Here is a 20,551-nt window from a genome sequence, read left to right as displayed (position 1 = left end):
CGAATCAGTCATTGATGGAGTACAGACTACGGCAGGCTGCTAACGTTTCGTTACACCTTAGTTCACGCGGCCCTTGCGCGAATCCAACGAAAACGATCCTGCTGGTCAGGTTTTACCGATTATTTCAGCCATGCCCTGTAGAATGCCGCCATTGCACCTGATGAGAATTTAGAAAATGTACGATTGGCTCAACGCCCTGCCCAAGGCTGAACTGCACCTGCACCTGGAGGGTTCGCTGGAGCCTGAGCTGCTGTTCGCCCTGGCCGAGCGCAACAAGATTGCGCTGCCGTGGAACGATGTCGAAACCTTGCGCAAGGCTTACGCCTTCAACAACCTGCAAGAGTTTCTCGACCTGTACTACAAGGGTGCCGATGTGCTGCGCACCTCCCAGGATTTCTACGACCTGACCTGGGCCTATCTGCTGCGCTGCAAAGCGCAGAACGTAATCCACACCGAACCGTTCTTCGACCCGCAGACCCACACCGACCGTGGCATCCCGTTTGAAGTAGTGCTCAACGGTATCGCCGCTGCACTCAAAGATGGCGAGCAGCAACTGGGCATCACCAGCGGCTTGATCCTCAGTTTCCTGCGCCACCTGAGCGAAGCCGAAGCCGAGAAAACCCTGGACCAGGCCCTGCCATTCCGTGACGCGTTCGTGGCCGTGGGCCTGGACAGCTCGGAAATGGGCCACCCGCCGAGCAAGTTCCAGCGCGTGTTCGACCGTGCCCGTCACGAAGGCTTCCTCACCGTGGCCCACGCCGGCGAAGAAGGCCCGCCCGAGTACATCTGGGAAGCCATCGACCTGCTGAAAATCCAGCGCATCGACCATGGTGTACGCGCCATCGAAGACGAGCGTTTGATGCAGCGCATCATCGACGAGCAGATCCCGCTGACCGTGTGCCCGCTGTCCAACACCAAGCTCTGCGTGTTCGATGACATGTCCCAGCACAACATCCTCGACATGCTCGAACGCGGCGTGAAGGTCACCGTGAACTCGGATGACCCGGCGTACTTCGGCGGTTATGTCACCGAGAACTTCCACGCGCTGCACACCGCGCTGGGCATGACCCAGGACCAGGCCAAACGCCTGGCGCAGAACAGCCTGGATGCACGCTTGGTCAAGCCATAACCCGCACTCACTGGATGAGTGCAGGCTAAATGTGGGAGCGGGCTTGCTCGCGAAAGCGGTGGATCAGTCCATATAGCACTGACTGAAAGACCGCCTTCGCGAGCAAGCCCGCTCCCACATTAGAGGTGTATCGTCGATCAGATTTCGCTCAGCTCTTCCAGCGTCTTGCCCTTCGTCTCCATCCCAAACACCCACACCACCAGCGCCGCCACCGCAAAACACAGCGCGCCCAGGGCAAACACCCCACCCTGCCCGGTCATCGGAAATACCAACCCGGTCACCAACGGCCCCAGCAACGAACCGACCCGGCCGATCGCCGAGGCAAACCCGGACCCGGTCGCACGCGCCGAGGTGGGATAGAGTTCAGGCGTATAGGTGTACAACACCGCCCACATGCCAAACAGAAAGAACTGCATCAACAAGCCCGAGGTGATCAGCAAGCCCACATTGCCGCCAAACACCGCGCTTTGCCCATACACAAACGCCATCACCCCGCCACCGAGCAGCGTCACCACACACACCGGTTTACGTCCCCAGCGCTCCACCAGCCAGGCCGCCATCAGGAAACCGGGAATCCCGCCCAGGGAAATGATCACCGTGTAATACACCGACTGCGTCACCGCAAAACCCGACTGCTGCAACAGCGCACTCAACCACGACGTCAGCCCGTAGAAGCCGAGCAGGGCAAAAAACCACACACTCCAGATCATCATCGTGCGTTGGCGATACTGCACCGACCACAGTTGCTGGAACGCCGAGAAAAATGTGCCCGGCGTGCTCTCCCCCCGTGGCAAGCGAATCGGCTCCGGCAACTGCGCGCCGCCCAGGGAGTTGCGCACTTTCTGCTCGATGCCCTGCAACACTTGGTCCGCCGCGTCATGCCGCCCGGCCTGTTCCAGCCAGCGCGGCGACTCAGGGATAAAAAACCGGATCGCCAGCACAAACACCGCCGGCACCGCCAACACCAGGAAAATGTCGCGCCAGCCGATCACCGGCAGCAAGAAGTACGACAGCACACCCGCAGCCACAAAACCCAACGGCCAGAAACCATCCATCAAGGCGATATAACGCCCGCGCCGCTTGGCTGGAATCAACTCCGACAGCATCGACTGCGCGATGGGAAACTCCATGCCCATGCCGATGCCCAGCAAGATGCGAAACAGCGTCAGCGTCTCTACCGTCTGCGCGGTGGAACACAGGTAACTGGCGATGCCCCATAACACGATGCTCCACTGGAACACCGGCTTGCGCCCGAAGCGGTCGGCGAGCATCCCGGACAACGATGCGCCCACCACCATGCCGAAAAAACTCGAACTGGCCAGCAATCCGGCCTGGGCCGTACTCAGCCCGAACTCGGTTTTGATCGAGCCCAACAGGAAGGTCATCATCGCCAGGTCCATGGAGTCGAAGAAAAACGCCAGGGCGATGATGATGAAAATGACTCGGTGGTAGCCGCTGATGGGCAACCGTTCCAACCGTTCCGCTGCGCTGTAGCCTCTCATACCCATGCCGCACCCCCAGTGTAAAAGTCCTCTCGGCGAGTGTGCGGCATGCTTTTTCCAGATTATTGCTGGATGCGACCTGATTGAAACTCTGAACGACGCCCGTATGGCCAAGGTTGCCGGGGCACAGGTATCTGCACAACTTTTGGCGAGCGCAAACACTATGACAACCGTGTTGTAGTGAGCGGGCTCGCCCGCGCCGGATGGCGAAGCCGCCCCAAACGGGACGCCGCCGTGTATCAGTAAGACCGCGGCGCCTGGATTTGGGGCGGCTTCGCCACCCGGCGCGGGGCTAGCCCGCTCACTACAAGGATGAGGTTCACGGTTTAGAGATTCTCGGGCGCAGCCAAACGATTGATTTCCACCAGCCCGCTGTCGTTGACCTGCAAGGCGTGTGACTCCTTGATCAGGCTGACCCAGTTCGATTGCAGAAACAGTTGCAGCAAGCCAGCGCCCAACGCACCGCCCAGATGCGGTTGCTGCTGGCTCCAGTCGAAACAATCACACACCACGGGCAATGCCAGCGCCTGGGTAAAAATCCCCAGGTCTGCCAAATGCCGAGCGCCCTTGAGGGTCACGCCCAGACGCTGCTCATGCCGCGCAATCCAGCCGGCCGCCAACATCCGTTGATACAACCCTGCCGCCAGTTCGCCGCCAAGGTGGCCGTGGCACATCCTGGCGTGACGCAGCAGCGATGGCACCACCAACGGCGGCGGTGGCGCACCCGGGCGACTGCGTGCGGCGCTGGCCATGGTGGTACTGGCCAAGGCATCGATGGCCGCACTGACATCCGGTGCCGCCACACGAAACAAGCGCTGGCCACGACGGGTCTCGACCCGCAGCAAGCCACCACCTGTCAATCGCGCCAAATGCGCAATGGCCGAGGCCGGTGACAGCCCTGCATGCGCCGCCAGATCCTGCGACGACTTTGCCGAGCCGTCCATCAAGGCCCAGAGCATCGCCGTGCGCTTGGGCTCGGCGAGCAAGCTGGCAACTTGACTGATGCAAGGTGCATCTTCCATGGTTTCACTCCCTGTTAAATCATTTTTCTGCTGTGGTTGGCGCCAAAGTATAGGGGCGCAAGCAACCCGTTCCGCGCCGTCCGATAGCGCGGATAAGGACAGAATCTGAGTGAAATTTCCTCGCTTGCTGGAGGCTACTGCCCAGCGGTCAATCGCTCCGGCCACTGCGCGGTCAAAGTCGCACAACGCGACACAAGCATTTCGCGCAGCAGGTTGACCGGTTTACTCAATTGCGCACGGTGGGCACACAGCAGATTCAGCGGCGTACGCTCACCACGCAGCTCCGGCAGGATCACGCGCAAGCGCCCGGCGAGCACGTCAGCGCTGACATCCAGCCAGGACTTGTAGGCAATCCCCACCCCCGCCACTGCCCAGCGGCGCACCACGTCGGCATCGTCACTGAAGCGGTCGCCACTCACCGTCAGGCTGACCTCGCGTTTGCCGTCGTGAAAGCTCCAGCGGTCATGCACGCGGCTGCCGAGCATGTACAGCAGGCAATTGTGCTGGGCCAATTGCTCCAGGTGCCGGGGTTCGCCGTGCCGTGCGAGGTAGCCGGGCGCCGCGCACAACACGCGCACATTGTCCGGGGCCACCGGCAATGCGATCAGGCTGGAGTCCTCGGGCTCGCCGTAGCGCAGGGCAATGTCCACCGGCTGGCGAAACAGATCGGCAATCCGGTCGCCCAACAACAGACGCACGGTCAGTTGCGGATGCTCACGCTGGAAGTCATCCAACCACGGCAGCAACAGGTTGCGCCCCAGGTCCGAGGGTGCGGACAACTGCAGCACACCGCTGACCTGATCCTGGCCACTGGCCAATAGGCGCCGCCCCTCGTCCAGCGAACTCAGCGCAGCGCGGGCATATTCCAGGAACCCCTCACCTTCAGCCGTCAGGCGCAGGCTGCGGGTGGAGCGCGCCAGCAAGCGCGCGCCCAGTTGCTGTTCGATGCGCTTGAGCGCCGCACTGGCCACGGCGGGCGACAGGTCCATCACCCGCGCTGCCGCCGACAGGCTGCCCAAATCCGCCGAACGTACAAACAACTGCAAATCGTCAAAACGCAGCATGCCGCCCATCCATTATCAAAATTTTATTGAAACAGACCTCTGTTTTAGCCGCTTTTATCTATACGGGAAATAGCCAATCATCTGTCCATCCCGTTTATTCGCCCACTCCCCGGAGCCCCCCCCCATGAAAGCCATCGCGTACTACAACTCGCTACCGATCAACGATCCCCAATCCCTGCAAGACATCGAACTGCCAGCGCCGGTCGCCGGCCCGCGTGACCTGCTGGTGGAAGTCAAAGCCATCTCGGTCAACCCGGTGGACACCAAAGTGCGCCAGAACGTCGCCCCGGAAAACGGCGCCGCCAAGGTGCTGGGCTGGGACGTCGCCGGGGTGGTCAAGGCGGTCGGCAGCGACGTGACGCTGTTCAAGGCCGGCGACAAGGTGTTCTACGCCGGCTCCCTGGTACGCCCCGGCGGCAACAGCGAACTGCACACCGTGGACGAACGCATCGTTGGCCACATGCCCAAGAGCCTGGGTTTTGCCGAAGCCGCCGCGCTGCCGCTGACGGCGATCACCGCCTGGGAATTGCTCTTCGAGCGCCTGCAAGTATCAGAGGGCAAAGAAGACTGGGGCCAGAGCCTGCTGATCGTCGGTGCCGCCGGTGGCGTGGGGTCGATCCTGACCCAACTGGCCAGCCAGCTCACCGCGCTGAAGGTGATCGGCAGCGCCTCGCGCCCGCAAACCCAGGCCTGGGCCAAGGCACTGGGCGCAGACCTGGTGATCGACCACAGCCAACCGCTGAGCGAAGAACTCAAACGCGCCGGTGTCGGCCAGGTCACCCACGTCGCCAGCCTGACGCAAACCGACCAACACCTCGATCAACTGGTCGAAGCCCTGCAACCCCAGGGCAAGCTGGCGTTGATCGACGACCCGAAGGCGCTGGACGTCAGCAAGCTCAAGCGCAAGAGCCTGTCGCTGCATTGGGAGTTCATGTACACGCGTTCGATGTTCGAGACGGCGGACATGATCGAGCAGCACCACCTGCTCAACCGCGTCGCCGAGCTGATCGACGCTGGCACCCTGCAAACCACGGTGGGCGAACACTTCGGCGTGATCAATGCGGCGAACCTGCGCCGCGCCCATGCCCTGCTGGAAAGCGGCACGGCCAAGGGCAAGATCGTGCTGGAAGGATTCTGAAAAGGGTCTGTAGGCGTCGTCCGTTATTCATGTGAGTGATGGACGACACCATTAGTCAGAGAGTTGATCTTTGTCATATTTGCGCGGGTATTCGGGTTTATATTGGCCGCCTTTGCCACGATTCTTTTACGCGAGGAAGTCAGTAATGAAGATCCTGATAAAAGCGTTAGCAAAATCCCAGTGGGAAGTGCGCCTGGACCAGAAGGCCATCACCTTCCACAGTGAAGCCGAGGCCCGCGCCTTTGCCGATACCCTGCAAGCCCGAATCCAGGCCCCTCACCGTCTTCCCGTCAACCAGCAACACTCCACCGCTGGCTGACCGCCACCTCAGACCTGCGCTTGCGCGGCCCGAGCCCGTTGCAAGCGCTGGGTCGACACGGCCACCGTCACTGCCAACACACCGCACAGGCTGATAACCATGGCCATCGGCATCGCCGTGCCATCGTGCAACAGGCCGACCAACGACGCCGCACCCGCCGCCACACCAAACTGAATGCAACCGAGCAGCGCCGACGCACTGCCCGCCCGCGCCCCTTGCCCACTCATGGCGCAGGCCGAGGTATTGGGCAAAATGCAGCCCAGGCTGGCGATGCAGATAAACAGCGGCACCAGCAGCGGCCACAGGGCATCGGTGTGCAAAGCGCTGATCGCCAGCAATGACAACGCCGCCGCCAGGTACACCCACACGCTGCGCGACAGCAAGAACGCCGGGCCGCGCTTGGCCAGCAAGCGCGCGTTCACTTGGGCGATCAGGATGAAACCGGCCGCGTTGGAACCGAACACCCAGCCGTAATGCTCGGCAGGCACGCCATACAGTTTGATGAATACGAAAGGTGAACCGGCGATGTAGGCAAACATCCCGCCAATCGCAATACCGCCAGTGAGGGCGTAGCCGAGGTAGACCCGGTCCGACAGCAACGACAGGTAGCGCCGCAGCGAGCCGGACAATGGCTGGCGCGGCTGATGGGCCGGGAAGGTTTCCGGCAGGCCGACGGCCACGGCAATCGCCGCCAATACACTGAACGCGGTCAGCGCGAGGAAGATCGACTGCCAGCCCCACAACCCGACCATCACCCCACCTGCCAACGGTGCGAGGATCGGCGCCAACCCCGTGACCAGCATCAGTTGGGAAAACACCTTGGCCGACCCCACCGCATCACATTTGTCGCTGACCACGGCGCGGGAAATCACCATGCCCGCACAACCGCCCAGGGCCTGGACGAAACGTGCGGCGATCAGCCATTCCAACGACGGCGCATAGGCACAGGCAAAGGACGCGAGGGTAAAAAGGGTCACACCGCTGAGCAGCGGCACGCGCCGGCCAAAGCGATCGGCCAGCGGGCCGTAGATCAATTGGCCGATGGCCAGGCCGGTGAAATACACCGCCAGGGTGGTCTGGATATGTTTTTCGTCAGTGCCGAACGCGATAGCCATGGCGGGGAAGCCCGGCAGGTAAAAGTCGATCGCCAACGGTGCGAAGGCGCTCAAGGCGCCCAGAATCAGAATTATGCGCAGGTTCATCAGACACCCAAGTGAGTCGGCAGCTCGACAGTCTAGCCGCGCTTGGGTGCCTTGAACATTACGTTAGCTCGCTAACTATTAAAAATCAGACGACGCTGTAGCCTTCTTCCCGAATCGCGTCGGCGATTTGCTGCGCGCTCAGTTGGCTTTGCACGCTGACTTGCTTCGCGGCGAGGTCCACCTTCACTTCGGCGCTCGGGTCCTGGTTGTGCACTGCCTGGGTCACCGATTTGACGCAATGGCCGCAGGTCATTCCTTCAACGCTGAATACTTGCATGACATGACTCCTGTATTGAGGGTGGAGGCAGTCTCGACCTTGCCATCATGGCAAGGTCAAGCTCAGAAAATATCCGCCGGGCTGGTATTCGCCCGCGCGGTCGGCCAAGCTTCACCCATCTTTGATTCAACCCACGGAGCATTCGCCATGCGCTGGTCGTTTTTTGCCCTTGCCGGCCTGATGAGCTTGTCTGCCGCTGCGCCGCTGGCCAGTGCCGCAGAAGACTATGCGGTGTTGATCATTTCCCGGGAACGCCTGGAAGTGTCGACCAACTGCGAGATCGGCCTGTACCTGAATGATCAGTTGGCCGGGCGGCTGTTCCAGGAACAGTCCACCTCGTTCAACCTGCCGGCGGGCAACCTGTCGTTGCGCCTCAAGTTGCTGCCGGGCCAGGCACCGGGCTGCCAGCCGGGCCTGCTCGCGCCGCCAGCACAGAACATCACGTTGAAGGTTGGCGACGTGCGCAAACTGCGCATTGCCCAGGGTCCGGACGGCATGTATCTCAAAGCCGCTGCGCTGGACTATTAAACGGCCTTGACCTTCCCCACAGGTCAAGGTTGATGCTAGGGGCCACTTCTCCTGGAGGACTGCCCCATGAATGGAACCACCACCTTTGACCTGCCGATCAGCGGCATGACCTGCGCCAGCTGTGCCGGCCGCGTCGAGCGCGCGCTGGGCAAGGTGCCGGGGGTGCAAAGCGTCAGCGTCAACCTGGCCAACGAGCGTGCCCACGTCGTAGTGGCGGGCCAGATCGACCCCGGTGTGTTGATTGCCGCCGTCGACAAGGCCGGCTACACCGCCACCCTGCCGCAGAGTGAAACCGCTACCGAAGTCGATCAGGCCCAGCGCCTGCAGCGCGAACGCCTGTCGCTGCTGCTGGCGATTGCCCTGGCGCTGCCGCTGGTGCTGCCGATGCTGGTGGAACCCTTCGGCCTGCACTGGATGCTGCCCGCCTGGGTGCAGTTCGCCCTGGCCACCCCGGTGCAATTCATCTTTGGCGCACGCTTCTATATCGCTGCGTGGAAAGCCGTGCGCGCCGGTGCTGGCAATATGGATTTGCTCGTGGCCATCGGCACCAGCGCCGGTTACGGCCTGAGCATCTATGAATGGCTCAGCGCCCACCCCGGCATGGCGCCGCACCTGTATTTCGAAGCCTCGGCGGTGGTGATCGCCCTGGTGCTGCTGGGCAAATACCTCGAAAGCCGCGCCAAGCGCCAGACCGCCAGCGCCATCCGCGCCCTTGAAGCCTTGCGCCCGGAGCGGGCGATTCGGGTCAATGGCGGGCGTGAAGAAGACGTCGCCATCAACGCGCTGGCGCTCAATGACCTGGTGTTGGTCAAGCCCGGCGAACGCTTCCCGGTGGACGGTGAAGTGGTGGAAGGCCAGAGCCACGCCGACGAAGCGCTGATCAGCGGCGAAAGCCTGCCGGTGCCGAAGCAGCCAGGGGACAGCGTTACCGGCGGCGCCATCAACGGCGAAGGCCGCCTGCTGGTGCGCACCACCGCTCTGGGCGCCGAAAGCGTGTTGGCGCGGATCATCCGCCTGGTGGAAGACGCCCAGGCCGCCAAGGCGCCGATCCAGAAACTGGTGGATAAAGTCAGCCAAGTGTTCGTGCCCGCCGTGCTGGTGCTGGCGTTGGTCACGTTGGTGGGCTGGTGGCTGTACGGCGCATCGCTGGAAACCGCGATCATCAACTCGGTCGCCGTGCTGGTGATTGCCTGCCCGTGCGCCCTGGGCCTGGCTACACCCACCGCAATCATGGCCGGCACCGGCGTGGCTGCGCGCCATGGCATCCTGATCAAGGACGCCGAAGCCCTGGAGCGCGCCCATGCAGTCAGCGCCGTGGTATTCGACAAGACCGGCACCCTCACCTCCGGCACGCCAAAAATCGCGCATCTGAGCGCCGTGGATGGCAACGAAGCCCTGCTGCTGCAACAGGCCGGGGCGCTGCAACGTGGCAGCGAACACCCGCTGGCCAAGGCCGTGCTGGACGCCTGCAACGAACAAGGCCTGGTGGTGGCCGACGTGAGCGCCAGCCAATCCCTGACCGGGCGCGGCATCGCCGGTACCCTCGATGGTCGGCAGTTGGCCCTGGGCAACCGCCGCCTGCTCGAAGAAAGCGGCTTGAATGCCGGTGACCTGGCCGAGTCTGCCAAGGCCTGGGAGGCCGAAGGCCGCACCCTGTCCTGGCTTATCGAGCAAGGCGCGCAACCGCGTGTGCTGGGGCTGTTCGCCTTTGGTGACACGCTCAAGCCCGGCGCACTGGAAGCAGTCCACCAACTCAAGGCGCAACACATCAGCAGCCACCTGCTCACCGGCGACAACCGCGGCAGTGCGCGCGTGGTGGCCGAGGCGCTGGGCATCGACGACGTGCACGCCGAGGTGCTGCCCGCCGACAAAGCCGCCACCGTCACCGAATTGAAAAAAACCGGCGTGGTGGCCATGGTCGGCGACGGCATCAACGACGCCCCGGCCCTCGCCGCCGCCGATATCGGCATCGCTATGGGGGGCGGCACCGACGTGGCCATGCACGCGGCCGGCATTACCTTGATGCGCGGCGATCCACGCCTGGTGCCGGCCGCGCTGGAGATCAGCCGCAAGACCTACGCAAAAATCCGCCAGAACCTGTTCTGGGCCTTTGTGTATAACTTGATCGGCATTCCACTGGCAGCATTCGGCCTGCTCAACCCGGTGTTGGCCGGTGCGGCGATGGCGCTGTCGAGCGTCAGCGTGGTCAGTAATGCCCTGCTGCTGAAAACCTGGAAACCCAAGGACCTGGAGGATCACCGCCCATGAACATCGGCCAAGCCGCACGCCAGAGCGGGCTCAGCGCGAAGATGATTCGCTACTACGAATCCATCGGCTTGCTCAAGGCCGCCCACCGCACCGACAGCGGCTACCGTGTGTACGGTGCCGACGACCTGCACACCCTGGCGTTTATCAAACGCTCGCGGGACTTGGGGTTTTCTTTGGAGGAGGTCGGCAAACTGCTGACCCTGTGGCAGGACCGGCATCGGGCCAGCGCCGACGTAAAAGCCCTGGCGCGCCAGCACATTGATGAGTTGAATCAGAAGATCATGGAACTGGGGCAGTTACGCGATACGTTGCAGGACCTGGTGGAGCACTGCCATGGCGATCATCGGCCGGACTGTCCGATTCTCAAGGAGTTGGCTTCGGGCAGTTGCTGCACCTGATGGAATCTAACTGACTACATACAAAACCAAATGTGGGAGCGGGCTTGTGTGGGAGCGGGCTTGCTCGCGAAGACGGTGCGTCAGTCAACGATATATTCACTGATCCACCGCATTCGCGAGCAAGCCCGCTCCCACATTTTTAGATCTACGCAGGCCTTGAGATCACTGCATCCAAGGCGGCGGCGGTGGCTCGTCCGGCACTTTGCTCGGTGGTGCATCGTCCGCCGCGCGGATCGCCTGCCGACGCTCTTCATCCAGCCGCGCCGCTTCGATCTCGCGGATTACACCGCCCACGTCCGCCAGCTCTTCCGGCTCATCGAACTCGCCGGTCAACACACTGGCCGGGTGCAACGTGCCGGCTTCGTAAAGCGCCCACATTTCCTTGGCGTATTTGGTCTTTTTCAACTCCGGGGCAAAACGCCCGAAGTACGACGCCATGTTGCCCACATCCCGCTCCAGCATGCTGAACGCGTGGTTGTTGCCCGCCGCATCCACCGCCTGGGGCAGGTCGATGATCACCGGGCCGGTCGGCGTGAGCAGTACGTTGAACTCGGACAAGTCACCGTGCACCAGGCCGGTACACAGCATCAGCACGATCTGCGAGATCAGGAAGGCATGGTATTCACGCGCCTGGTCCGGCTCCAGCACCACGTCATTCAGGCGCGGCGCCGCATCGCCGTACTCGTCGGCCACCAGTTCCATCAACAGCACGCCTTCCAGGAAGTCGAACGGCTGGGGCACGCGAACGCCCGCACCGGCCAGGCGGAACAACGCCGCCACTTCAGCGTTCTGCCAAGCATCTTCGGTTTCTTTCTTGCCGAATTTGGAGCCCTTGGCCATGGCCCGGGCCTGACGACTGTTGCGGACCTTGCGGCCTTCCTGGTATTCGGACGCCTGACGAAAACTTCGTTTGTTCGCCTCCTTGTAAACCTTGGCGCAACGCAATTCATTGCCGCAGCGCACCACATAAACAGCTGCTTCTTTACCACTCATGAGTGGGCGCAGCACTTCGTCGACCAGACCGTCTTCGATCAGGGGTTCAATGCGTTTAGGAGTCTTCATCAGCTTTTATTGTGGGTCCTTTATTACCAAATACGCGTATGGCACTCGTTATACGGCAATCGGCCGGCCGGTGGGAGAGGCGACTGACCGTTGATCACTTAAGAATGCATCAGATATGCCAGTTTCAGCGCTCAATGATCGCCGTAACCCCCTGCCCGCCTGCCGCACAGATTGAAATCAGCCCACGCCCCTTGCCCGCCGCGTCCAACAGTTTGGCCAGGTTGGCGACGATACGCCCACCCGTGGCAGCAAACGGGTGCCCGGCCGCCAATGAACTGCCCTTGACGTTGAGCCGGCTGCGGTCGATCGCGCCGAGGGGGGCATCAAGCCCGAGGCGCGTCTTGCAGTAGTGCGCATCCTCCCACGCCTTGAGCGTGCACAACACCTGGGCAGCGAAGGCTTCGTGGATCTCGTAGTAATCGAAGTCTTGCAGCGTCAGGCCATTCCTCGCCAGCAAACGCGGCACCGCATACACCGGCGCCATCAACAGGCCTTCGGCACCGTTGACGAAATCCACCGCCGCCGCTTCACCATCGCGCAAATACGCGAGGATCGGCAGCCCACGCTCTTTAGCCCAGGCCTCGCTGCCCAACAATACCAATGAGGCACCATCTGTCAGAGGCGTGGAGTTGCCCGCCGTGAGCGTGGCTTTTTCGCCGCGTTCGAACGCCGGCTTGAGCGCGGCAAGTTTCTCCAGGGTCAGATCCGGGCGCAGGTTGTTATCGCGGGTCAGGCCGAGGAACGGCGTGAGCAAATCGTTGTGCCAGCCTTCGGCGTAGGCGGCCGCCATGTTCCGGTGACTCTCCAGCGCCAGCTGATCTTGCTCGGCGCGGGGGATCTGCCAGGTCTGCGCCATCAGTTCGCAATGCTGGCCCATGGACAACCCTGTGCGTGGCTCACCGTTGCGCGGCAGTTCCGGCTTGAGGTGATGGGGGCGCAGTTGCAACAGCACTTTAAGCTTGTCCGCCAGGGATTTGCTGCGGTTGGCTTGCAGCAGAATCTTGCGCAGCCCTTCGTTGACGCCGATGGGCGCGTCGGACGTGGTGTCGACTCCACCCGCAATCGCGCACTCGATCTGGCCCAGGGCGATTTTGTTGGCCACCAGCAACGCCGCCTCAAGCCCGGTGCCACATGCTTGTTGAATGTCATAGGCCGGGGTTTGCGGCGACAGGCGCGAGCCGAGCACGCATTCGCGGGTCAGGTTGAAGTCCCGCGAATGCTTGAGCACCGCGCCGGCGGCCACCTCGCCGATACGCAAACCGTGCAGGTTGTAACGCTCGATCAGGCCTTCCAGCGCAGCGGTCAGCATCGCCTGATTGCTCGCCGTGGCGTAGGGACCATTGGAGCGGGCAAAAGGGATACGGTTACCGCCAATGATCGCTACACGGCGCAATTGAGTCATGAAAATCTCCCTGCTGGAAATGGGTGTAATCCGTCAGCCTAGCCTAGGCTGATCGAACGACTAGCGCGTTTTGATGGTCAACTCTTCTTTGAACCACAGTTTCTGGAGAGCGTTCCATGCCTGACCGTTATATCGACTTCGCCAATTCAGGCCTCGGCCATCGTCTGGTCGCCGCCCTTGGCCTGCCGTCACCGGTACGCCTGGAACGCTGGCAGGCCGGGCGTCTGCGCCCGGTCGAAGGCGCCTTGTTACTCGGCGGTGGCGGGTTGGTGGACAAGGTGCAGGCATTCGCGCACAAACTCACCGACGCCATTTACACCTACGGCACCGAAACCTCGACATGGATCCCCGGACATGGCCCGAAGATCAAGGCCGTGGTATTCGACGCCAGTGAGTTGCAGCACACCGAGCAACTCAAGCAACTGCGCGAATTCTTCCAGCCACTGCTGAAAAACCTCGATAACAGCGCACACCTGGTGATCCTCGGTCGTGCGCCAGAGAGCTTCCTCAACCCATTCGCGGCCAGTGCCCAACGCGCCCTTGAAGGCTTCAGCCGGTCCCTGGCCAAAGAGTTGCGCAACGGTGGCGTGCTGCAATTGCTTTACGTCGGTGACGGCGCCGAAGACCAACTGGAAGGCGCGCTGCGATTCTTCCTCTCACCCAAAAGCGCATACATCTCGGGCCAGGTGATCCGCCTGGAAGCCTGCGCCACGCCGGTCGAGGACTGGACCCGCCCGCTGGCCGGGCGCACGGCGCTGGTCACCGGAGCCGCCCGAGGCATTGGCGCGGCCATCGCCGAGACCCTCGCCCGCGACGGCGCCGAGGTGGTCCTGCTCGATGTGCCCCAGGCCAAGACCGACCTCGACGCTCTGGCCGCACGCCTGGGTGCGCGTAGCGTCGCGCTGGACATCTGCGCCGACGCCGCCGCCGACCAGTTGGTCGAGCAACTGCCCACCGGCCTCGACATTCTGGTGCACAACGCCGGTATCACCCGCGACAAGACCTTGGCCAACATGACCCCGGACTTTTGGGACGCGGTGGTGGCGGTCAACCTGAACGCCCCGCAAGTGCTGACCAAGGCGCTGATCGACAGCGGCACCCTGCAAGACCACGCCCGCGTGGTGCTGCTCGCCTCCATCAGTGGCATCGCCGGCAACCGTGGGCAAACCAACTACGCCGCGAGCAAGGCCGGCTTGATCGGCCTCGCACAGGCCTGGGCGCCGCTGCTCAAGGGCCGTGGCATCAGCATCAATGCCGTGGCGCCGGGCTTCATTGAAACCCAGATGACCGCGCATATCCCGTTCGGCCTGCGTGAGGCCGGGCGTCGCATGAATTCGCTGGGCCAGGGCGGCCTGCCGCAAGACGTCGCCGAGGCCGTGGCCTGGCTTGGCCAACCGGGGTCCGGCGCGGTCAGCGGCCAGGCGCTGCGGGTGTGCGGGCAAAGTCTTCTGGGAGCGTAGCCATGGATTGGCAAACCTTAGGCAGCACTCCGTTTCTGCCACCGCTGTACTGGCGTGCGGCGCTCAAGCGCAAAATCAGCGGCGACACCTTGCCCGCCCTGGGGCTGCGCTGCCGGGTCAGCGTCGACCCTACGCACGTGGCGGCCTATCGCAGGGTCTGCGGCTTTGCCGACAGCCCGATCCTGCCGGCGACGTACCCGCATATCCTGGCGTTCGGCCTGCAGATGCAGTTGCTCACCGACACAAGGTTCCCCTTCCCGTTGCTGGGCCTGATTCACCTGGGCAACTGCATCCGTATCCACAGGCCCTTGGGCGGCATCAGCGAGCTGACCCTCAGCGTACACACGCAAAACCTCAAGCCTCACCCCAAGGGTGCGACCTTTGACGTGGTGACCACCGTCGAAGATGCCCTGGGCCTGCTGTGGGAAGCCGAAAGCCGCATGCTTTGCCGAGGCGTGAAGACTGACGGCAACGCGGCGGACGACGCCCTGCCCACGCCCACCCCCGTCAGCGAACTGACACGCTGGCCCGCCCCTGCCGACGTCGGTCGGCGTTATGCCAGGGTGTCCGGCGACTACAACCCGATCCACCTCAGCGCCCTGACCGCCAGGCTGTTCGGGTTCCCCCAGGCCATTGCCCACGGTCTATGGAACAAGGCGCACGCCCTCGCCGCCCTCGGTGAGCATCTGCCCGCGGCCAATATCGAAATACACGTCGAGTTCAAAAAACCGGTGCGCTTGCCCAGTGAAGTGCGGTTATTCACCAGCGCAGCCGGTTCCAGTGGTGAATGGGTGTTGAAAGGCAGCGAAGAGATTGAGCATATGCTCGGCAAGTGGCAACCCATTGCCTGAAACAAACCGATAAATTGTATATATACACCTTAAGTGATAGCGGACTTCATAAAGTCCGCCCATTTATTCAACCCCATGTTTTTTAATATATATACATCCTCCCCCTACACCCTTCGTATTAATCGCCAAGTACACACTTGCCCTCCCTATATAAATCGTTAATACCAAGTTGAGCATTGCGCGAAAGTTGCCCCAGGCCTGTGATGATTCCACGGACAAACCCATCGCTATCCAAAGAAATAGCGAGTGTTTGAAGACAACTCAGGTTGTACAGGTGCAAGGAACTCAATCATGAAAACTCAAGTAGTGTTTTGGAAAGCAAGTACCGCACTCGCCCTCGCCGTAGCACTGACACTCGGCGGTTGCAGCAGCGGCGGTGGTGGGCATCACAGCGGCGGCTCGTCCTCCACCGACGATACGACTGCCGGCACAGGTGGCACCGGCGGTGGTACTGGCGGCGGCACTGGAGGTGGAACAGGTGGCGGCACCACCGGTCCTGGCACTGGCACCGGCGGCACGACCACGCCATTGGTCACCGCCACCGTCGTCGACACCGTGGGCACTACCGTGACCGGTGCCGGCACCGCTGTCGAAAGCCTAGGCACCCAACTAGGCAACCTGCCGATTGTCGGCGCTACCGCCGGCGGCCTGGTGACTGCCACTGGCACCGCAGTGGGCAGCATCGGCACTGGCCTGTCGGACGGCTTGGGCACGCTCGGCACTGACAGCAACGCACTGGGCACGACCCTCGCCGGGGTCGGCAACGGTGTCTCGGACCTGGGTGATGGCGTGAGCACGACCGGCACCAACGTTGCCACCTTGCTCGGGCGCGTGCCCGTGGTCAGCGGTGTCGCGCCGGTGGTCGGCGGGGCAGTCGACAATGTCGGCAACGTCGTGACCATGCTCGGCGACACCCTGAGTACCGCCGGCACCACCGGCCCACTGGGTTCGGTCACCAATGCCGTCGGCGCCAGAGTGCTGGTGCCCGTGGTCTCGCTGGTGGAAAAAACCACCGGCCAAGTCGGCACCGCGACCGGCCTGAACAGCCCTGTCAGTGGCCTGCTGAATAAAGTCGGGAGTACCGTCGACGGTCTCGGCAATCAAGTCGCCAGTGCGGGCGGCACTGGCAACCCAGTCACCGGCGCGGTGGGCAGCGTGCTCAATGGCGCGGGTACCGTGGTCGCCAGCGCCGGGGGCTACGTCAACCCAACCGGCGGCACGGGTGGCGGCACGGGGACAACCAACCTCGGCCTGCCGGAACTCATCGGCGGCGTGATCGCCGGCGCCGGCAACGGCCTCAATGCCGGCAACACCAATGGCCTGGTCAGTGCGGCGGGCATCACGGGCGGCAACGCAGGCGGCAGCGTGGCATCCCTGGGCACGCTGCTCGGCGGCAGCGGCGTGCCGAACAGCGCAGCGGGTGCGCCGGTGGCGGCACTCACCACCAGCGTGGGTGGCGCGCTCAACCCGGTCACCAGCGGCGTCACCAGCCTCACGCAGAACGTCGGTAGCGCCACTGGGCTCGGCGCTCCGGTCAATGGCCTGGTCACCAACGTCGGCGGGGCTGTGAGCAACCTGGGCGGCGCCATCGTCGGCACCAATGCCAACCCGGTCACCAATGCCTTGGGCGGCACTGTGAACGCCGTCGGCAACACCGTGGCCTCGGTGGGTGGCGTGGTCACAGGTGGCACCAGCGGCGGTGGGTTGCTCGGTGGCGGCCTGAACCTGGGCGGCAGCGCATCCGCCAGCGCCAGCGCCGGTACGAGCAGCAACGGCGGCCTGCTCGGAGGCCTGATTGGCAAGAAATAGAATTGCACCTGGCCGATTAGACGGCCTCCCCTACAGCGCCTACGCTTGGTTGAGACGAGAGACCCAGTAAGTCTCTCGTCTTTTTTAGCGCCAATGAAAGGCACCCGAACCGCGCCCCCAGAGCCCGGCGGGAATCTGCGAAACGCTGCAGCAGTTTTGACCATGGAGTGTCCTATGCGCGCTTTCACGCCGTTGTTGTTGCTCACCCTCAGTGCCTACGCCCACGCCGATACCCTGCCCAGCTTCCTCAATAGCAACGACACCATCCGCAACCTGCCCGTGCCCAACCTGCCCGCCGATGCCTATCGACCGAACACCCCGCAGACCCAGTTGCCGACGCCCGCAGCCAGCGAAGCAAAACCCTTATTGATGGACACCAAAGTGACCATCCGCAAACTGCAGATCGACGGTGGCACGGTCTACCCGCTCAAGGAACTGGCCCAGGCGTTCGAGCCGCTGATTGGCCACGAAACAGACCTGGCCCACCTGATCGAAGCCACCCGCAGCATCACCCGGCGCTACCAGGCGGACGGCTACCTGCTGTCCTACGCGTTCCTGCCGGAACAACATTTCGAAGGCGGCCTGGTGCACGTGGTGCTGGTGGAGGGCTATATCCGCGATTACCAAGTGCAGGGCGACATCGGCTCGGTGTCGGCCTACGTCGCCAAACTCGCGGACAAACTCAAGGCCGAACGCCCCCTCACACGCAAGACCTTCGAGCGTTACACCACGCTGATGGGCGCGATACCGGGCGTGACGCTCCAGGCGCAAGTGCCGCCACCGGGCACCACCGACGGCGGCACCCGCATGCAGATCACCGCCAGCCGCAAGCCGTTCACCACCAGCATGAGCCTCAACCAGGCCAGCCGTGGCGGCCTGCAAGCGCTGCTCAGCGCCACCAGCAACTCCCAGACGTCCATGGGCGAGCAGTTGACCGTCAGTGGCCTGTTCCCGCCGGGCGACGACAAGGAACACTACTACCGCGCCGCCTACAGCCAATTCATCAACGCCGAGGGCACCCAACTGGCACTTTCGGGGGAACGCTACCGCGCCGACCCAGGCACCCATTTGCAACTGGGCGGCGGTTTCGAGCTCAAGCCGCACCAGGCCATCGACCGATTCTCCATTGGTTTGAGCCACCCGCTGATCGCCTCGCCGACCGAGTCGTTGAGCCTGGGTACACGCTTGTACGGCGTCGACCAGAAAACCCGCTATCAACTGGTGGGTTTCCCCAATCGCTTCGATGTCGAAACAGACCTGCGCGCCCTGGCCTTCGAAGGCGACTGGCGCAAGGCCGACAGCGACCAACTGCGCATCCTCAGCGCCGGTTTGTACCAAGGCATCAACGGCATGGGCGCCAAGACCCGCAGCGATCTGCAAGGGTTAAAACCCGACCTCGACTTCTTCCGCCTGCGCCTGTCCGGCGTGCAAAGCAACAAGCTGTTCGCCAGCAACTTCCAGGGCGTGCTGTCGGGGGCGCTCTACTGGAGCGACGACACCCTGCCCGACAGCGAACGCGCCACGTTCGGCGGGCAGAATTTCGGCCGAGGCTACCCGGATGACCAGGGTTCCGGCGACAAGGGCTGGGGCGTGGCCTACGAGGTCAACTACAGCTACAACCGCGCCGGCGACTGGGTGCGCATCCTGCAACCCTACGTGGTGTTCGACCGCGCCAAGACGTGGTTCAACGAAGTGCCGGTCAAGGGCAATAACCTGTCCTCGGCGGCCGTCGGCCTGCGCTTTGGCGACAGCAAGTACTACAACATTGCGCTGGAAGCGGCCAAGCCGATGTCGGACGTCGCGCTGGACAGCTTTGATCGGCGGCCGCGCTATACCTTGAGCTTCAGCTATCAACTCTGAACGGCAGGGTTGTAAATCTGTGGCGAGGGCGCTTGTTGCCTCGCCATTGAGGTCAGAGATGGCGTTTCTGGAGAGGAAACAGATTGTTGAGGGTATCGATCAAGCGCACCAGATAGATCGGCTTGCGAAACAGATCCAGCACTTGCAGGCGCAGCATGTCGCTGACGTCATCCATCTCGGCATGACCCGACATCACGATCACCGGCAGGTGCTGGCGGTCGGTGTGTTCGCGCAGGCGCTTGATCAGAGAGATGCCACTTTCCTCGGGCATGCGCAGGTCGGTGATGATCAGCGCGATGTCGGGGTTGAGGGTCAATTCCTGTAGCGCGAAGGTGACGGAGGTGGCGGTGAAACAGACAAATCCCTCATTTGCGAGGGATTCGGCGAGTTCGATCAGGGCGTCTTCTTCGTCGTCCACCAAGAGGATTTGTTGCCGGGAAGACGAGGCAGGGAGGCTCATGGAAAAAGATCCTGACACTAAGAATGTACTCAGGTTAGTCGCGTCAATAAAATGATCAAGTCGACAGCAGGCTCGTTTCGATCAGGTTGAACAACACCTTCACACGGTCGCTGATCGGGGTCATGAAAATACCGATCACCGCCGCGCACATCGCCGCCACAATGGCGTACTCGATGCCGGAGGCGCCGTCCCTGGCGCTCACCATTACTTGCACTTTCACGTACGCGCTGCGAATGCTGTCTTCGATGTGCATGTAGAGCTCCGTCAAACTAAAGAGGAGAACGCAACGCATTAAAACATCAAGTACCGATCCCGGTTTGTATGGAAGTAAAGATAGCCTTCACCTTGGTGCTGATCGGCGACATGAACGCCCCGATGACCGCCGCACACATCGCTGCAACAATCGCATATTCAATACCGGAAGCCCCTTCCCTGCCATACGACAGGATCTGGATTTTGATGAACACCTTGCGAATACCGTCAAGGAACATATTGAACATATGACTTCTCCTTTGCGCAGGAAGCGCGATGTAGCGGGCTTGCAACATGATCTTGCTATGCCACAAGAGCATTGTCGGCAAATCCACTCCCAACAACTGTAACAAGCGACTAATCACAAAGTATTAGTCAGTTTCATGGCGCCAACCCCCCTGTATTTGTGTGGCGACGCATAATATTCAGACGGATTAATGGCGTTTTGTCCTAGCTCTACTACCTTCAAATAGCGAAATAGTCAGAAGCCCAGAATGCACTGATTGCGTAGTCGCTGGACGGACCCGATGGCAGGCCCGGCAGCAGGA

The 20,551-nt window shown here is 62.3% G+C and carries 20 protein-coding genes; 10 read left to right on the top strand and 10 right to left on the bottom strand.

Translation table 11 applies throughout. The features are described from left to right. The first annotated feature begins 175 nt into the window (after positions 1 to 175). Positions 176 to 1,129, top strand: a complete 954-nt coding sequence (locus AC3ISR_RS03350; protein WP_463984739.1) for an adenosine deaminase — start codon at positions 176 to 178, stop codon at positions 1,127 to 1,129. Between the two features lie 137 nt (positions 1,130 to 1,266). On the opposite strand, the gene AC3ISR_RS03345 is transcribed toward AC3ISR_RS03350, so the two are convergent. The 3 genes from AC3ISR_RS03345 to AC3ISR_RS03335 all read right to left on the bottom strand — a co-directional run bounded on the left by AC3ISR_RS03345 (position 1,267) and on the right by AC3ISR_RS03335 (position 4,717). After that, complete coding sequence (locus AC3ISR_RS03345) at positions 1,267 to 2,637, bottom strand: MFS transporter (RefSeq protein ID WP_463984738.1); 1,371 nt, start codon at positions 2,635 to 2,637, stop codon at positions 1,267 to 1,269. A gap of 320 nt (positions 2,638 to 2,957) precedes the next feature. Beyond that, positions 2,958 to 3,653 carry an ArsR/SmtB family transcription factor gene (locus AC3ISR_RS03340; protein WP_463984737.1) on the bottom strand — a complete coding sequence of 232 codons (696 nt, stop codon included), beginning with the start codon at positions 3,651 to 3,653 and terminating at the stop codon, positions 2,958 to 2,960. A gap of 134 nt (positions 3,654 to 3,787) precedes the next feature. Beyond that, complete coding sequence (locus tag AC3ISR_RS03335; RefSeq protein WP_192300153.1) at positions 3,788 to 4,717, bottom strand: LysR family transcriptional regulator; 930 nt, start codon at positions 4,715 to 4,717, stop codon at positions 3,788 to 3,790. A gap of 124 nt (positions 4,718 to 4,841) precedes the next feature. Here AC3ISR_RS03335 and AC3ISR_RS03330 point away from each other — a divergent pair, with 124 nt between their 5' ends. After that, positions 4,842 to 5,855, top strand: a complete 1,014-nt coding sequence (locus AC3ISR_RS03330) for a zinc-binding alcohol dehydrogenase family protein (RefSeq protein WP_489324577.1) — start codon at positions 4,842 to 4,844, stop codon at positions 5,853 to 5,855. Between the two features lie 145 nt (positions 5,856 to 6,000). Beyond that, a complete protein-coding gene (locus AC3ISR_RS03325; RefSeq protein WP_192300155.1) occupies positions 6,001 to 6,174 on the top strand; it encodes a hypothetical protein in 174 nt (57 codons plus the stop codon). Between the two features lie 8 nt (positions 6,175 to 6,182). Here the strand turns inward: AC3ISR_RS03325 and AC3ISR_RS03320 are convergent, their stop codons facing one another. After that, complete coding sequence (locus tag AC3ISR_RS03320) at positions 6,183 to 7,376, bottom strand: multidrug effflux MFS transporter (RefSeq protein WP_192300156.1); 1,194 nt, start codon at positions 7,374 to 7,376, stop codon at positions 6,183 to 6,185. Positions 7,377 to 7,461: 85 nt separating this feature from the next. Further along, positions 7,462 to 7,653 (bottom strand): heavy-metal-associated domain-containing protein, encoded by a 192-nt coding sequence (locus AC3ISR_RS03315; RefSeq protein WP_192300157.1) that lies wholly within the window; start codon positions 7,651 to 7,653, stop codon positions 7,462 to 7,464. Between the two features lie 147 nt (positions 7,654 to 7,800). On the opposite strand from AC3ISR_RS03315, the gene AC3ISR_RS03310 reads away from it, so the two are divergent. The 3 genes from AC3ISR_RS03310 (at position 7,801) to cueR (ending at position 10,847) form a co-directional block, all read left to right on the top strand. Next, positions 7,801 to 8,181 (top strand): hypothetical protein, encoded by a 381-nt coding sequence (locus AC3ISR_RS03310; protein ID WP_192300158.1) that lies wholly within the window; start codon positions 7,801 to 7,803, stop codon positions 8,179 to 8,181. A 66-nt stretch (positions 8,182 to 8,247) separates the two neighbouring features. Continuing rightward, entirely contained in the window at positions 8,248 to 10,449 is a 2,202-nt protein-coding gene (locus AC3ISR_RS03305) for a heavy metal translocating P-type ATPase (RefSeq protein ID WP_463984736.1), read from the top strand. Next, on the top strand, positions 10,446 to 10,847 hold the full coding sequence (gene cueR / locus AC3ISR_RS03300; protein WP_192300160.1) for a Cu(I)-responsive transcriptional regulator: 402 nt from the start codon (positions 10,446 to 10,448) through the stop codon (positions 10,845 to 10,847). Before AC3ISR_RS03305 ends, cueR begins: the two co-directional genes overlap by 4 nt. A 162-nt stretch (positions 10,848 to 11,009) precedes the next feature. Here the strand turns inward: cueR and AC3ISR_RS03295 are convergent, their stop codons facing one another. Then, entirely contained in the window at positions 11,010 to 11,909 is a 900-nt protein-coding gene (locus tag AC3ISR_RS03295) for a PA4780 family RIO1-like protein kinase (protein ID WP_014716761.1), read from the bottom strand. 124 nt (positions 11,910 to 12,033) lie between these two features. Beyond that, the gene (locus AC3ISR_RS03290; RefSeq protein WP_463984735.1) at positions 12,034 to 13,311 is read right to left on the bottom strand and encodes an acetyl-CoA C-acetyltransferase; all 1,278 of its coding nucleotides are present in this window, start codon (positions 13,309 to 13,311) and stop codon (positions 12,034 to 12,036) included. Between the two features lie 116 nt (positions 13,312 to 13,427). On the opposite strand from AC3ISR_RS03290, the gene AC3ISR_RS03285 reads away from it, so the two are divergent. The 4 genes from AC3ISR_RS03285 to AC3ISR_RS03270 all read left to right on the top strand — a co-directional run bounded on the left by AC3ISR_RS03285 (position 13,428) and on the right by AC3ISR_RS03270 (position 19,291). Then, positions 13,428 to 14,771 (top strand): 3-oxoacyl-ACP reductase, encoded by a 1,344-nt coding sequence (locus AC3ISR_RS03285; protein WP_463984734.1) that lies wholly within the window; start codon positions 13,428 to 13,430, stop codon positions 14,769 to 14,771. Positions 14,772 to 14,773: 2 nt separating this feature from the next. Further along, the gene (locus AC3ISR_RS03280; protein ID WP_463984733.1) at positions 14,774 to 15,622 is read left to right on the top strand and encodes a MaoC family dehydratase; all 849 of its coding nucleotides are present in this window, start codon (positions 14,774 to 14,776) and stop codon (positions 15,620 to 15,622) included. Between the two features lie 291 nt (positions 15,623 to 15,913). After that, positions 15,914 to 17,431, top strand: a complete 1,518-nt coding sequence (locus tag AC3ISR_RS03275; RefSeq protein WP_463984732.1) for a collagen-like triple helix repeat-containing protein — start codon at positions 15,914 to 15,916, stop codon at positions 17,429 to 17,431. A 174-nt stretch (positions 17,432 to 17,605) separates the two neighbouring features. Further along, positions 17,606 to 19,291 carry a ShlB/FhaC/HecB family hemolysin secretion/activation protein gene (locus AC3ISR_RS03270; RefSeq protein ID WP_463984731.1) on the top strand — a complete coding sequence of 562 codons (1,686 nt, stop codon included), beginning with the start codon at positions 17,606 to 17,608 and terminating at the stop codon, positions 19,289 to 19,291. A gap of 52 nt (positions 19,292 to 19,343) precedes the next feature. Here the strand turns inward: AC3ISR_RS03270 and AC3ISR_RS03265 are convergent, their stop codons facing one another. Genes AC3ISR_RS03265 through AC3ISR_RS03255 form a run of 3 tightly spaced genes read right to left on the bottom strand, consistent with a single transcriptional unit; the run spans position 19,344 to position 20,251 of the window. Next, positions 19,344 to 19,751: a response regulator gene (locus tag AC3ISR_RS03265; protein ID WP_192300166.1), complete on the bottom strand. Its 408-nt coding sequence runs from the start codon at positions 19,749 to 19,751 to the stop codon at positions 19,344 to 19,346. Between the two features lie 55 nt (positions 19,752 to 19,806). Beyond that, positions 19,807 to 20,004, bottom strand: a complete 198-nt coding sequence (locus AC3ISR_RS03260) for a Flp family type IVb pilin (protein ID WP_192300167.1) — start codon at positions 20,002 to 20,004, stop codon at positions 19,807 to 19,809. A gap of 46 nt (positions 20,005 to 20,050) precedes the next feature. Next, positions 20,051 to 20,251, bottom strand: coding sequence for a Flp family type IVb pilin (locus AC3ISR_RS03255; RefSeq protein ID WP_412547883.1), 201 nt, complete (start codon positions 20,249 to 20,251; stop codon positions 20,051 to 20,053). Between the last annotated feature and the right edge of the window lie 300 nt (positions 20,252 to 20,551).

This window comes from Pseudomonas sp. GL_117 (assembly GCF_057835125.1).
Note: the sequence above shows the minus strand (reverse complement) of the source record. Positions and strands in the feature narration are given on the sequence as shown.

Excerpts from the sequence above, each read along its gene's own strand:
- AC3ISR_RS03350 (WP_463984739.1), top strand. The coding sequence starts at position 176 with ATGTACGATTGGCTCAACGCCCTGCCCAAGGCTGAACTGCACCTGCAC.
- AC3ISR_RS03345 (WP_463984738.1), bottom strand. The coding sequence starts at position 2,637 with ATGGGTATGAGAGGCTACAGCGCAGCGGAACGGTTGGAACGGTTGCCC.
- AC3ISR_RS03340 (WP_463984737.1), bottom strand. The coding sequence starts at position 3,653 with ATGGAAGATGCACCTTGCATCAGTCAAGTTGCCAGCTTGCTCGCCGAG.
- AC3ISR_RS03335 (WP_192300153.1), bottom strand. The coding sequence starts at position 4,717 with ATGCTGCGTTTTGACGATTTGCAGTTGTTTGTACGTTCGGCGGATTTG.
- AC3ISR_RS03330 (WP_489324577.1), top strand. The coding sequence starts at position 4,842 with ATGAAAGCCATCGCGTACTACAACTCGCTACCGATCAACGATCCCCAA.
- AC3ISR_RS03325 (WP_192300155.1), top strand. The coding sequence starts at position 6,001 with ATGAAGATCCTGATAAAAGCGTTAGCAAAATCCCAGTGGGAAGTGCGC.
- AC3ISR_RS03320 (WP_192300156.1), bottom strand. The coding sequence starts at position 7,376 with ATGAACCTGCGCATAATTCTGATTCTGGGCGCCTTGAGCGCCTTCGCA.
- AC3ISR_RS03315 (WP_192300157.1), bottom strand. The coding sequence starts at position 7,653 with ATGCAAGTATTCAGCGTTGAAGGAATGACCTGCGGCCATTGCGTCAAA.
- AC3ISR_RS03310 (WP_192300158.1), top strand. The coding sequence starts at position 7,801 with ATGCGCTGGTCGTTTTTTGCCCTTGCCGGCCTGATGAGCTTGTCTGCC.
- AC3ISR_RS03305 (WP_463984736.1), top strand. The coding sequence starts at position 8,248 with ATGAATGGAACCACCACCTTTGACCTGCCGATCAGCGGCATGACCTGC.
- cueR (WP_192300160.1), top strand. The coding sequence starts at position 10,446 with ATGAACATCGGCCAAGCCGCACGCCAGAGCGGGCTCAGCGCGAAGATG.
- AC3ISR_RS03295 (WP_014716761.1), bottom strand. The coding sequence starts at position 11,909 with ATGAAGACTCCTAAACGCATTGAACCCCTGATCGAAGACGGTCTGGTC.
- AC3ISR_RS03290 (WP_463984735.1), bottom strand. The coding sequence starts at position 13,311 with ATGACTCAATTGCGCCGTGTAGCGATCATTGGCGGTAACCGTATCCCT.
- AC3ISR_RS03285 (WP_463984734.1), top strand. The coding sequence starts at position 13,428 with ATGCCTGACCGTTATATCGACTTCGCCAATTCAGGCCTCGGCCATCGT.
- AC3ISR_RS03280 (WP_463984733.1), top strand. The coding sequence starts at position 14,774 with ATGGATTGGCAAACCTTAGGCAGCACTCCGTTTCTGCCACCGCTGTAC.
- AC3ISR_RS03275 (WP_463984732.1), top strand. The coding sequence starts at position 15,914 with ATGAAAACTCAAGTAGTGTTTTGGAAAGCAAGTACCGCACTCGCCCTC.
- AC3ISR_RS03270 (WP_463984731.1), top strand. The coding sequence starts at position 17,606 with ATGCGCGCTTTCACGCCGTTGTTGTTGCTCACCCTCAGTGCCTACGCC.
- AC3ISR_RS03265 (WP_192300166.1), bottom strand. The coding sequence starts at position 19,751 with ATGAGCCTCCCTGCCTCGTCTTCCCGGCAACAAATCCTCTTGGTGGAC.
- AC3ISR_RS03260 (WP_192300167.1), bottom strand. The coding sequence starts at position 20,004 with ATGCACATCGAAGACAGCATTCGCAGCGCGTACGTGAAAGTGCAAGTA.
- AC3ISR_RS03255 (WP_412547883.1), bottom strand. The coding sequence starts at position 20,251 with ATGTTCAATATGTTCCTTGACGGTATTCGCAAGGTGTTCATCAAAATC.